Below are 11933 nucleotides of genomic sequence, written 5' to 3'. Positions count from 1 at the left end.
GGATGTCAAGGATCGTGACGACGTGTGACCATCACAGGCATGGCTTTCACGGTGCAGAACGCGGTGGAGATCGCTCGGAACGCCCACGGGGGGCAGGTCGACAAGTCCGGTCAGCCCTACCTCGGCCACCCGCTGCGGGTGATGGGCCGGGTGGAGGGCGACCACGCCCGGATGGCGGCGGCGCTGCACGACGTGCTGGAGGACACGCCCGTCACCGCCGAGGACCTGCTGGCCGCCGGGTGCCCGCCCGAGGTGGTCGCCACGGTCGTCGCGCTGACCCACCTGCCGGACGAGTCCCAGGAGGCGTACCTGGCGCGGGTGGTCGCCGACCCGGTGGCCGTCGTCGTCAAGCGCGCGGACATCGCCGACAACACCTCCCCGGAGCGGACGGCGCGGCTCGACGAGGCCACCAGGGAGCGCTTGGCCGCCAAGTACGCACGCGCGGTACACCTGCTGGACACACTGCGTTGACCCGGGTCCCGACAGTGCGTCGCAACTCACGCGTAGATCACTCGATCTATGCCCTGAAGTGCGGCATCATAGTAGGTGAACCGATACAGAAAGACCGACCCGAAAGGTGTCATGAACGCCATCAAGACCGTCCGGACCTACTTCGCCACCCGGCGGGAGCTGCGCAAGCGGGAGAGGGCGCTGGCCACCGAGCTGGCCGCCTACGACACCCCGAGCGCCCGCCTCGACCTGGAAGCCGTCCTCGCCCGCAACTCCTCGAACGAGGCCCGCGAGCTCGAGGCGATGCTCCGCCTGCAGGCGCTGCACGGCCTGGTCCGCCACTACCGCTGACCAGCTAGATAAAAACGAGGGCTCAGGACACAGTGGTCCTGAGCCCTTCCGTCTTTTCCGGGAACTTCCCGGAGACCTCCCGGGAACTTCCCGGAGGCTTTTCCTGGGGACTTTCCGCAGGTCGGCCGCGTGACCGGTCGAGCGGGCGTCAGCGCCAGCCGTGCCGCTCCCGCACCGCGTCCACGACCAGCGAGAACCGCTCGGGCTCCAGGATCGAGCCCTCCCGGCGGATGTCGTCCTCGGACAGCTCGAACACCCGGTCCAGCCGCAGGTAGGACTGCCGCCCGTCGCGGTCCCAGCGGCCGGAGCCCAGCTCCACGTGGTCGTCGAACTCGGCGGGGTGGTCCGGCGCCCTGCTGGTCAGCATCATCGCCAGCAGCCCGCCGCGCGCGTTGCGGCCCACCACCAGCAGCGGCCGGTCCTTGCCCCGGCTCACGTCCTCCTCGTAGGGCACCCAGGCCCACACGATCTCCCCCGGATCGGCCAGGCCGTCCAGCTCCGGGGAGTACTCCAGCCTCGCCGCTCGATCGGGTCGGTAGACCTCGCGGACCGCGCCCCGCTCGGGCTTCGGGTCCTCTCCGTTCGCGTACATCCACGGAGCCTAAGCGCCCGCCCCAGCACGCACCCGGTCCGCCCAGGCCGGGGCGTGCGAGAATGGGGTGATTCCCCCTGTCCTTTTCCTTGTGCGAGGAACCTGAGTGAGCACGTTCGCCGACCAGACGTTCACGCCTCCGGAGCTCATCCGGAACTTCTGCATCATCGCGCACATCGACCACGGCAAGTCCACCCTGGCCGACCGGATGCTGCAGCTCACCGGCGTGGTCGAGGAGCGGGCGATGCGCGCGCAGTACCTCGACCGCATGGACATCGAGCGCGAGCGCGGCATCACGATCAAGGCGCAGAACGTGCGCCTGCCGTGGGCCGTGAACGGGACCGACCACGTCCTGCACATGATCGACACGCCGGGTCACGTCGACTTCACCTACGAGGTGTCCCGCGCGCTGGAGGCGTGCGAGGGCGCGGTCCTGCTCGTGGACGCCGCCCAGGGCATCGAGGCCCAGACGCTGGCCAACCTGTACCTGGCGATGGAGAACGACCTCACCATCATCCCGGTGCTGAACAAGATCGACCTGCCCGCGGCCGACCCGGACAAGTACGCCAAGGAGATCGCCCACATCGTCGGGTGCGAACCGGACGAGGTGCTGCGCGTCTCGGCCAAGACGGGCCTGGGCGTCGGCGATCTGCTGGACGAGGTCGTGCGCAAGGTGCCCGCGCCCGTCGGCGACGCCGAGGCCCCCGCCAGGGCGATGATCTTCGACTCGGTGTACGACACGTACCGGGGCGTGGTGACCTACATCCGGGTCGTCGACGGCAAGATCACCCCGCGCGAGCGGATCAAGATGATGTCCACCGGCGCCACGCACGAGCTGCTGGAGGTCGGGATCATCTCGCCCGAGCCCAAGCCCAGCAGGGGCCTTGGCGTCGGCGAGGTCGGCTACCTGATCACCGGCGTGAAGGACGTGCGCCAGTCCAAGGTCGGCGACACCGTGACCTGGGACAAGAAGGGCGCCACCGAGCCGCTGGCGGGCTACCGCGAGCCGAGGCCGATGGTGTACTCGGGCCTGTACCCGGTCGACGGCTCCGACTACCCGGTGCTGCGCGAGGCGCTGGAGAAGCTCCAGCTCAACGACGCGGCGCTGACCTTCGAGCCGGAGACGTCGGCGGCGCTGGGCTTCGGCTTCCGCTGCGGCTTCCTGGGCCTGCTGCACCTGGAGATCACCCGCGACCGCCTGGAGCGCGAGTTCGACCTCGACCTGATCTCGACCGCGCCGAACGTGGTGTACCGGGTCGTGATGGAGGACGGCGCCGAGCACGTGGTGACGAACCCGTCGGACTGGCCGGACGGCAAGCGCGCCGAGGTGTACGAGCCGGTCACCCGCTGCACGATCATCGCGCCGAGCGACTACATCGGCGCGATCATGGAGCTGTGCCAGGCCAAGCGCGGCCAGCTGGGCGGCATGGACTACCTGTCCGAGGACCGCGTGGAGCTGCGCTACACGATGCCGCTCGGCGAGATCATCTTCGACTTCTTCGACGCGCTGAAGTCCCGCACGCGCGGGTACGCGTCGCTGGACTACGAGGAGTCGGGCGAGCAGGAGTCCGAGCTGGTCAAGGTCGACATCCTGCTGCAGGGCGAGGCGGTGGACGCGTTCAGCGCGATCGTCCACAAGGACCACGCGTACGGGTACGGCACGCGGATGGCCACGAAGCTGCGCGAGCTGATCCCGAGGCAGCAGTTCGAGGTGCCGATCCAGGCCGCGGTGGGCTCGCGCGTGATCGCCCGCGAGACGATCCGCGCGATCCGCAAGGACGTGCTGGCGAAGTGCTACGGCGGTGACATCACCCGCAAGCGCAAGCTGCTGGAGAAGCAGAAGGAGGGCAAGAAGCGCATGAAGATGGTCGGGCGGGTCGAGGTCCCCCAGGAGGCCTTCGTGGCCGCGCTCTCCACGGACGACTCGAAGGAGAAGGGGAAGAAGTAGTTCCCTGATCCGGCGCGAAGGGCGACTCCCGGTCCGGGGGTCGCCCTTCGGCGTTCGCGGGGGAGGGCTTGAAAGGTGAAACTTGAAAGCTGAGAGCTTGAAAGCTGAAAGCTGAAAGCTGAGAGCTTGAAAGCTGAAAGCTGAAAGCTGAAGGGCACGCCTCGCCGGCGGGGCAGACCTCCAAAAAAGAGGGGGACGGGCTCTGCCGGCCGGTGACCGTTGGTGTTGTGGTCCCGTTTACTGCGAACTACTGCGGTGGGTGGGGTCCCTCTTCTCCGTGTGGCCTCCTTTCAGGCAAGCACGCTCGTCAAGACGCCGTTGGGCACCCCGGTCTTCCGGGCAGTGCGGCGGCATCTTGACAAGCGTGCTCGGGCTTCGCCAGGCCACACGGAGAAGAGGGACGCGGGAGTGGGGCTGCGTGGGCTCGCTGCGCTCGCCCCGCAGCCCGCGAGTGCGGTGAGACTGTGGCGTGCGGGTGTGCGGGGGTGAGCTTTCACGCCAACCGCGTGATCTCCACCGTCACCGCCAGCCCCGACGAGGCCCCGCCCGAGTAGATCCCCTTCAGCGGTGGCACGTCCGCGTAGTCGCGGCCGTGCGCCACCCACACGTGGCGGGGCCCCACCGGGATCGCGTTCGTCGGGTCGTGCCCCCACCACCCGCCGGTCCACGCCTCCACCCACGCGTGGCTCTCCCCGTGCACCGTCTCGCGCACCGCCCCGTCCGGCTTGGTGTGCAGGTACCCCGACACGTACCGCGCCGGGACGCCCATCGCGCGCAGCAGCACCAGGGTCAGGTGCGCGAAGTCCTGGCACACGCCCTCCCCCGCCCGCAGCGCGTCGATCGCCGAGCTGTGCACCCCGGTCGTCCCCGGCTGGTACCGCAGCCGCTCGTGCGCCCACGCGCTCGCCGCGAGCACCGCGTCCGCGGGCTGCCGCCCCTTGCGCAACGAGCGCGCCACCGCCGTCAGCTCCCGGTCGACCGGCACGTACCGCGTCGGCCCCAGGAACTCCGTGTACCGGTCCAGCAGCGAGTCCGCCCGCAGGTCCGCCCACGTCGCGCTCCGGACCGGCTCCTCCTCGCCGCCGGTCTCCACCACCGACGACGCCACGACCTTCAGCTCCACGTGCGGCGCGTGCAGGTCGAACGAGGTCACCTCGGTGCCCCAGTAGTCGGTGTACCGGTAGGCGCGGGTGGCGGGCGTGGTCTCCACCCTGGACGCCACCACGTTCTGCCGCCGGTCGGCGCGCGGGGTCATCCGGGCCTCGTTGTAGGACTGGGTGACCGGCAGGTCGTACCGGTACCCGGTGGTGTGCACCACGCGCACGCGCCAGCTCATCTAGTGCACCTCGGCGTTCGTCCAGGCCACCCAGGGCGCGGTGTGGAAGTACTGCAGGGACACCGCTTCGCCGACCTCGCGCACGGTGGTCTGGAGGGCGGCGAGCCTGCGCGGCAGGTCGTCCAGCAGGTCGTGCGGGCGCAGGAACTCCAGGTCGCTGCGGGCCCGCCCGAGCAGCCGCAGCGCCTCGGCGCGCGCCCCGACGCGCACGGTCGGCTGGTGGTCGAGCTGCTCGAGGCACGCCTCGGCCTGCCGCAGCGCGTGGAACACCGAGCGCGGGAACAGCCGGTCCAGCAGCAGGAACTGCACGACGCGCCCGGCGTCCAGCGCGCCCCGGTAGGTGCGCAGGTAGGTGTCGTGGGCCCCGGCCGAGCGCAGCACGGTCACCCAGCCCGGCGAGGACGCGCGGTCGCCGACGCGGGACAGCAGCAGCCGCACGATCATGTCGACCCGCTCGACCGACCGCCCCAGCACCAGGAACCGCCAGCCGTCGTCGCGGCTCATCGTGGAGTCGGCGAGCCCGGCGAACATGGCGGCCCGCTCCTCCACGAACGCGAAGAACGCGTGCGGACCCATGGCCCGCGCGTACGCCTGCCGCTCCTCCACGGCGTTGTACATGGCGTTGAGGCACTCCCACATCTCGGTGGAGACGACCTCGCGCGCGCCCCTGGTGTTCTCGCGGGCGCTGTTGACGGAGGCGACGATGGACCCGGCGTTGTCCTCGGAGTAGGCGACCAGCTCGGTCAGCGACCACACGTCCAGGCTCAGCCCGGCCGGTGGCGCGATGCCGAGGACGGCGAGCAGCCTGCGGCTGGTGCTGTCCGGGTCGACGGTGGCGTCCTCCAGCAGCTGGTGCACCGAGACGTCGAGGATGCGGGCGGTGTCGTCGGCGCGCTCCACGTAGCGGCCGATCCAGTACAGCGACTCGGCGTTGCGGGCGAGCATCAGGCCTCCTTCGTGGACTGCTGCTGCTGTTGCTGCTGCTGGGCGGTGGTGAGCTCGGGGCCGCGCTCGGCGGCGGGCGAGTCGCCGCCGCCCTGCCGCACCAGCCCCGGCTCGGCCAGCTCGCGCTCCACGGTGGACGAGCGGGCGGCCAGCACCCAGGTGTCCTTGGAGCCGCCGCCCTGCGAGGAGTTCACGATCAGGCTGCCCTCCGGCAGCGCGACGCGGGTGAGGCCGCCGGGCAGCACGAACACGAAGTTCCCGTCGTTGACCGCGAACGGCCGCAGGTCCACGTGCCGGGGCGCGAGCCGGTCGCCGATCTTGGTGGGCACGGTCGACAGCTGCACCACCGGCTGCGCGATCCAGCCGCGCGGGTTGGCGCGGATGGTGCGGCGCAGCGCGTTCAGCTCCCGCGTGGTGGCCTGCGGGCCGAACACGATGCCGTAGCCGCCGGAGCCCTCGACGGGTTTGACGACCAGCTCGGCCAGCGAGTCGAGCACGTGGCCGCGCTCGTCGGGCAGCCAGCAGCGGTAGGTGTCCACGTTGGGCAGCAGCGGCTTCTCGCCCAGGTAGTACTCCAGGATCTCCGGCAGGTAGGTGTAGACGAGCTTGTCGTCGGCGACGCCGTTGCCCACCGCGTTGGCGATGACGACATTGCCCGCGCGGGCCGCGTTGAGCAGCCCGGCGACGCCGAGCACCGAGTCGGGGCGCAGGTGCACCGGGTCCAGGAACGTGTCGTCGATGCGCCGGTAGATCACGTCGACCTGCCGCTCGCCCTCGGTGGTGCGCAGGTAGACGAGGTTGTCGCGGCAGAACAGGTCGCGGCCCTCGACCAGCTCCACGCCCATCTGGCGGGCCAGCAGGGAGTGCTCGAAGTAGGCCGAGTTCGCGACGCCGGGGGTCAGCACGACCACGGTCGGGTCGGCGGCGTTGGGGGCGGCGGAGTTGCGCAGGGCGCGCAGCAGGTGCACGGCGTAGTCGCCGACCGAGCGGACCCGGTGCTGGGCGAACAGGTCCGGGAAGACCCGCGCCATGGTGCGGCGGTTCTCCATCACGTAGGACACCCCGGACGGGGAGCGCAGGTTGTCCTCCAGCACCCGGAACACGCCCGCCTCGTCGCGGACCAGGTCGACGCCGGAGACGTGCACGCGGACGCCGTTGGGCGGGCTGATCCGGGCGGCCTCGCGGTGGAAGTGCTCGCAGGAGGTGATGAGGCGGCGCGGGATCACGCCGTCGCGGACGATCTGCGCGTCGCCGTAGATGTCGGCGAGGAACATCTCCAGCGCGCGGACCCGCTGCACGATGCCGCGTTCGAGCTTGCTCCACTCCCCCGCCGTGATGACGCGGGGGATGAGGTCGAGCGGGAACGGGCGCTCCTGGCCGGACAGGGAGAACGTGATGCCCTGGTCGACGAAGGCGCGGTCGAGCGCCTCGGCGCGGGCGTTCAGCTCGGGCGCCCGCGAGGGGGCGATCGAGTCGTGGAGCGCGCGGTAGGCGGGGCGGACGGAGGCGTCGGCGCCGAACATCTCGTCGTACGCGCCCGCGTGGGGGCGCCGGGGGTCGAGGTAGCCCTCGAACAGCTCGCCGAGCCTGGCCTCGGCGCGTGGCCCCGTGCGACGCAGCTGCGAGGTGCGGGGTCGGCTCTCGTCCATGGTCCACATCATCGACCTGGGCCTACCCGGTTGGCATCACCCCGAAGCAGGTGGCAGCAGGACTGGAACACCGGGGAAACACGAGGTGATTTCGGATGCTGCGGAAAGCGGTTTCCGGTGGTGGCGGGCGGTGGCGGGGCGGGTGGGCCGCGCGGAGTCCGGGGGTGGGCGGCGGTCGGGCGAGGGGGTGCGGCGGGACGGTGGTCGAGTGCTTCGGGCGGGGGAACGGGGGTGTCCCCGGCGGCCGAGCGGGCGGGCGTCCCCGACCGTCCGGTGTGGACCGGCGACGGGAACCAGCCGATCGGCCCAGCGCCGGGAACGGTGCGCGGGTCGCCAGGGCGGCCACGCAGGCTGCCGCCCCGCCGATCACCCCGCCGGTCGCCCATCGCCCGGCACGTCCGCCGCTCGAACGGCTCGCCGCTCACCCGAGGTCGAGCTCCATCCGCCGGTGGTCGTGCTCGGCGGGGCCGACGCCCGCGCCCCGGTGCGGCGGGTCGACCTGGAGCTGGAGCAGCCCGCCGTCGAAGCTGACGAGCGCGAAGCCCGCCGGGACGCCGCCCACCTCGGCGCAGGTCCACAGCCGGTCGGGCCGGTCGTGGTCGAGGCCCTCGGCGCGCAGCCCCTCGGACCACTCGACCAGCTCGGCCTCGGGCAGGTGGCCCTCGTAGCAGCTGCGGCGGGCGCGGGCGTAGAGCTCGACGAGCGGGGCGGTGTCGCGCCCGATCGGCCTGCGCAGGATCGGTTCCACGGGAGTGGGACGCACCGCCGCGCCCACCGGTCGCCCCGCCTCCGCACCGGTCGCCAGGCCGGTCTCCGACGAACCCGGAGTTGCGCGCACCCCCATCCGGGGTGCTATAAAAGTGATATCACTTTGCTAGAGCCGCCAAGGTGCGGCGAGGGGGAGAGGGGTGGCGCGATGAGCGTGACGACGAGCGAGGTGCAGGCGAGGATGCCGGCTCCGGCGGTGCGCGAGCACGAGCTGACGGGGGTGGGCGGCGCGATCGTGGCCGTGGTGGGCTTCCTGGCCGTGCTCGGTGGCGCGGGGCTCGTCGCGCTGGGGGTCGCGCAGGCGGCCAACATCCCGCTGATCCTGGTGGGGGCCCTGGTCTCGGCGGTCGCCATGGTGGTGCTGGGCGGGCTGTTCACGGTGGCGCCGGGCGAGGCGCGCGTGGTCCAGTTCCTCGGCCGCTACACCGGCACGGTGCGCGCCGACGGCCTGCGCTGGACGAACCCGTTCACCACGAAGGCGAAGGTCTCCACCAGGATCCGCAACCACGAGACGACCACGCTGAAGGTCAACGACGCGGACGGCAACCCGATCGAGATCGCCGCGGTCGTGGTGTGGCAGGTCGACGACACCGCGCGGGCGATGTTCGAGGTGGACGACTTCGTGCAGTTCGTGGCGACGCAGACCGAGACCGCCGTCAGGCACATCGCGACCAGCTACCCGTACGACAACCACGACGAGGCCGGGCTGTCGCTGCGGGAGAACGCGGACGAGATCACCGAGACCCTGTCGGTGGAGATCGCGGCGCGGGTCCAGGCGGCCGGGGTCAAGGTCATCGAGTCGCGGTTGACGCACCTGGCGTACGCGCCGGAGATCGCCCAGGCCATGCTCCAGCGGCAGCAGGCGGGCGCGGTGGTCGCGGCCAGGTCGCGGATCGTGGAGGGCGCCGTGGGCATGGTGCAGCTGGCGCTGGACCGGCTCGCCGAGGAGGACGTGGTGGAGCTGGACGAGGAGCGGAAGGCGGCGATGGTGTCGAACCTGCTGGTGGTCCTGTGCGGTGACAAGGCGACGCAGCCCGTGGTCAACACGGGGTCGCTGTACCACTGACGTGGCCGAGCGCAAGAGCGTCCTGCTGCGCCTGGACCCGGCGGTGCACGACGCGCTGACCAGGTGGGCGAACGACGACCTGCGCAGCACGAACGCGCAAATCGAGTTCCTGCTCCGCCGGGCACTGGCCGAGGCGGGCAGGCTGCCCGGCGGAACGGGCGCCCCGGCCCGCAGGGGCCGCCCCCGCAAGGCGGCGCGGAAGGACGGCGAACCACAGGAACCCGATCCGACGACACCCCCGGAACCACCTCCCCGGAACGAGTGACCTGCCGGTCGGGGGCCGGGAGTCCGGGGAAAGCAGGGGGGCGTCCGCCCCGGCGTCACGCCTCGCGAGAGGTGGCCGCCGGGGCAGCCGCTTTTCCCCGCGCGGGCTCCCACAAGCTGCCCGTGCGGACAGGCTCAGCCGCCCCGGACAGCGCGCCACCCGCCTCCTGAAGCGCTCCGCCCCTCCCCGACCACACCCCTCCCCCGCGCGCCAGTCCACCCACCGCCCCTCCCCGAGTGGCGACCGGTGCGGTCAGGTGCCACCGTCGTTGCGCTGCCGAGGAGGCCCCATGACCGAGCTGACCGAACCGCACCCGCAGGGCGCCCCCGCGTGGGTCGACATGATGACCGGCGACCGGGCGGGCGCCGCCGAGTTCTACGGCGGGTTGTTCGGCTGGGACTTCGAGCAGGTCGAGGCCGGGCGGACGCGGGCGCTGGTGCGGGGCAAGCCGGTCGCCGGGTTCACCGGGGTGCCGGACGACTCGCTGCTGCCCGTGGTGTGGACGACGTACTTCGCCACCGACGACCTCGACGACACGCTCGCCCTGCTCGTCGCGCACGGCGGCACGCAGCTCGGCCCCGCGTTCGACGCGGGCGCGGACGGCCGGGGCGCGCTGGCGGTCGACCCGACCGGCGCGGCGTTCGGGTTGTGGGAGGCGGGCACGCACATCGGGGCGCACGTGGTGCGCGAGCCGGGCGCGGTGTGGTGGAACGAGCTGGCCACCAGGGACGCGGCGGGCGCGGTCGAGTTCTACCGGGCGGTGCTCGGGCTGGAGCCCGACCCGGCTCCGGGGTCCGGCTACCAGCGGTTGTCGCTGGACGGGCACGTGGTGGCCGGGGTGTTCAGCATGGACGACGCGGTCCCCGAGGGGATCCCGGCGCACTGGATGGCCTACTTCACCGTGCCCGACGCCGACGTGGCCGCGACGCGCGCCCGCGAGCTGGGCGGGGTGGTGGTGCACCCGGTGGTGGAGGTCCCGTTCGGGCGGTTCACCACGCTGGGCGACCCGTCCGGCGCGACGTTCCGGATCATCCAGCCACCGCCTTCACCCCGAGGCTGACCACCAGCGCGACCACGACGGTCAGGAACACCCGGCGCACGAACCCGGACCCGCGCCGCACGGCGAGCCGGGCCCCGACGATCGCGCCGCCGGCGTTGCACACGGCCATGACCGCGCCCAGTCCCCACAGGACCTTGCCCGCGGGGATGAAGTAGAGCAGCGCGCCGAGGTTCGTGGCCACGTTGACGATCTTGGCGGTGGCCGAGGCGGGCACGAACGCGAACCCGATCAGCCCGACCAGCAGGAACACCAGGAACGCCCCGGTGCCGGGCCCGGCGAGCCCGTCGTAGAAGCCGATCACCGCGCCGCCGGTGGCCATCGCGGCGAGCTGCGCGGGGCGGCTGAACCGGGGCCGGTCGGCGACGCCCAGCTCGGGCTTGCGCCAGGTGTAGAGGCCGACGCCGAGCAGCGCGACGAGCACCACGGCGTTGAGCACGCCCGGTTCGAGGCTGCCCGCGAACGCCGCGCCCCCGACCGCGCCGACGAACGCCGCGAACGCCATCGGCAGGGCGGCGGCCCAGTCCACGGTGGTCTGCACGGTGTAGGTGCGCACGGCCGCGGCGGTGCCGACGACGGCGGCGACCTTGCTGGTCGCGAGCGAGTAGATCGGTTGGCCACCGGGCCCGATGAGCAGCATCGCGGGCAGCTGGATCAGCCCGCCACCGCCGACGACGGCGTCGACCGCGCCCGCGAGCGCGGCGGCGAGGCAGAGGAACAGCAGTCCGGCGAGGGACACGTGGCCGAAACCGGACCAGTCGAGCGGGGTCGTCACGGGCGCACGGTAACCGGACAGGTGTACGGCTAGCTCAGTGGTGTGGTGCAGGTGACTCCTTACCGGCGCAGGTCACCGCGCTGAGCCCCGGATTGGGTGCGCCCGGTGACGGTTTGCTACCGTTGTCGCCGCGTACCGCGCGGCATTCCGCCGTGGAGGAAACCCGCCAGCCAGGTCGAGCGCCCCGCGAGGGGTGGCCGGTCGCGGCCGGTGGAGCTGATCTACCAGCGCGATGCGCACCCAGGACCGAGGAAAAGGTGGCTTTCGCATGGCGAACATCAAGTCCCAGCTCAAGCGGATCAAGACGAACGAGAAGGCGCGCCTGCGCAACAAGGCCGTCAAGTCGTCGCTGAAGACCGCGATCCGCAAGTTCCGCGAGGCCGCCGAGGCCGGTGACAAGGACAAGGCCCTCGCCCTGGTGCAGGACGCGTCCCGCAAGCTGGACAAGGCCGTGTCCAAGGGCGTGATCCACGCCAACCAGGCCGCGAACAAGAAGTCGGCCATGGCGAAGCGCGCCAACCAGATCTGATCACCTCAGATCCGGCAGGCTGCGACCGCAGCGGCTGAACGGGCGCCGCACCCCACCGGGGTGCGGCGCCCGTCGCGTTGACGGACACCGCAGTCCGGTGGGCGGCTCGCGCCAGCCAGCGGGCGGCCCCTGCCAGCGGCAATTCCTTCGTATCACCAGGCTTCCCGTTAGCGGCGGGGCGGCCCCTGCCGATTCCGGTTCG

The 11933-nt window shown here is 71.9% G+C and carries 13 protein-coding genes; 7 read left to right on the top strand and 6 right to left on the bottom strand.

Annotation, left to right across the window (positions count from 1 at the left end):
• The first annotated feature begins 39 nt into the window (after window positions 1-39).
• Entirely contained in the window at window positions 40-471 is a 432-nt protein-coding gene (locus AMIR_RS06110; protein WP_015800061.1) for an HD domain-containing protein, read from the top strand.
• A gap of 111 nt (window positions 472-582) precedes the next feature.
• Window positions 583-801, top strand: a complete 219-nt coding sequence (locus AMIR_RS06105) for a hypothetical protein (RefSeq protein ID WP_015800060.1) — start codon at window positions 583-585, stop codon at window positions 799-801.
• 148 nt (window positions 802-949) lie between these two features.
• Here the strand turns inward: AMIR_RS06105 and AMIR_RS06100 are convergent, their stop codons facing one another.
• Window positions 950-1393, bottom strand: a complete 444-nt coding sequence (locus AMIR_RS06100) for a type II toxin-antitoxin system PemK/MazF family toxin (RefSeq protein ID WP_015800059.1) — start codon at window positions 1391-1393, stop codon at window positions 950-952.
• A 106-nt stretch (window positions 1394-1499) separates the two neighbouring features.
• Here AMIR_RS06100 and lepA point away from each other — a divergent pair, with 106 nt between their 5' ends.
• Window positions 1500-3341, top strand: a complete 1842-nt coding sequence (lepA, locus tag AMIR_RS06095; RefSeq protein WP_015800058.1) for a translation elongation factor 4 — start codon at window positions 1500-1502, stop codon at window positions 3339-3341.
• 493 nt (window positions 3342-3834) lie between these two features.
• Here lepA and AMIR_RS06090 read toward each other — a convergent pair whose 3' ends face one another.
• From AMIR_RS06090 to AMIR_RS06075, 4 genes are all read right to left on the bottom strand, one after another.
• Entirely contained in the window at window positions 3835-4677 is an 843-nt protein-coding gene (locus AMIR_RS06090; protein WP_015800057.1) for a transglutaminase family protein, read from the bottom strand.
• Window positions 4678-5622, bottom strand: a complete 945-nt coding sequence (locus AMIR_RS06085) for an alpha-E domain-containing protein (protein WP_015800056.1) — start codon at window positions 5620-5622, stop codon at window positions 4678-4680. It abuts the gene before it with no gap.
• A complete protein-coding gene (locus AMIR_RS06080) occupies window positions 5622-7271 on the bottom strand; it encodes a circularly permuted type 2 ATP-grasp protein (protein ID WP_049796746.1) in 1650 nt (549 codons plus the stop codon). The genes AMIR_RS06085 and AMIR_RS06080 overlap by 1 nt, the downstream gene beginning before the upstream one ends.
• Before the next feature lie 421 nt (window positions 7272-7692).
• Window positions 7693-8019, bottom strand: coding sequence for a GNAT family N-acetyltransferase (locus AMIR_RS06075; protein ID WP_041836611.1), 327 nt, complete (start codon window positions 8017-8019; stop codon window positions 7693-7695).
• Window positions 8020-8187: 168 nt separating this feature from the next.
• On the opposite strand from AMIR_RS06075, the gene AMIR_RS06070 reads away from it, so the two are divergent.
• The 3 genes from AMIR_RS06070 (at window position 8188) to AMIR_RS06060 (ending at window position 10430) form a co-directional block, all read left to right on the top strand.
• Window positions 8188-9105, top strand: a complete 918-nt coding sequence (locus AMIR_RS06070; protein WP_015800053.1) for an SPFH domain-containing protein — start codon at window positions 8188-8190, stop codon at window positions 9103-9105.
• Between the two features lies 1 nt (window position 9106).
• Window positions 9107-9370, top strand: coding sequence for a type II toxin-antitoxin system antitoxin (locus AMIR_RS06065; RefSeq protein WP_015800052.1), 264 nt, complete (start codon window positions 9107-9109; stop codon window positions 9368-9370).
• 289 nt (window positions 9371-9659) lie between these two features.
• Window positions 9660-10430, top strand: coding sequence for a VOC family protein (locus AMIR_RS06060; protein WP_015800051.1), 771 nt, complete (start codon window positions 9660-9662; stop codon window positions 10428-10430).
• Here AMIR_RS06060 and AMIR_RS06055 read toward each other — a convergent pair.
• Window positions 10399-11202, bottom strand: a complete 804-nt coding sequence (locus tag AMIR_RS06055; RefSeq protein WP_015800050.1) for a TSUP family transporter — start codon at window positions 11200-11202, stop codon at window positions 10399-10401. The genes AMIR_RS06060 and AMIR_RS06055 overlap by 32 nt on opposite strands.
• Window positions 11203-11470: 268 nt before the next feature.
• Between AMIR_RS06055 and rpsT the strand changes: the two genes are divergently transcribed.
• Window positions 11471-11731, top strand: coding sequence for a 30S ribosomal protein S20 (gene rpsT / locus AMIR_RS06050; protein ID WP_015800049.1), 261 nt, complete (start codon window positions 11471-11473; stop codon window positions 11729-11731).
• Window positions 11732-11933: the final 202 nt, after the last annotated feature.

Source organism: Actinosynnema mirum DSM 43827 (assembly GCF_000023245.1).
Classification (GTDB): domain Bacteria; phylum Actinomycetota; class Actinomycetes; order Mycobacteriales; family Pseudonocardiaceae; genus Actinosynnema; species Actinosynnema mirum.
This window is presented reverse-complemented; position numbering and strand designations above follow the sequence as displayed.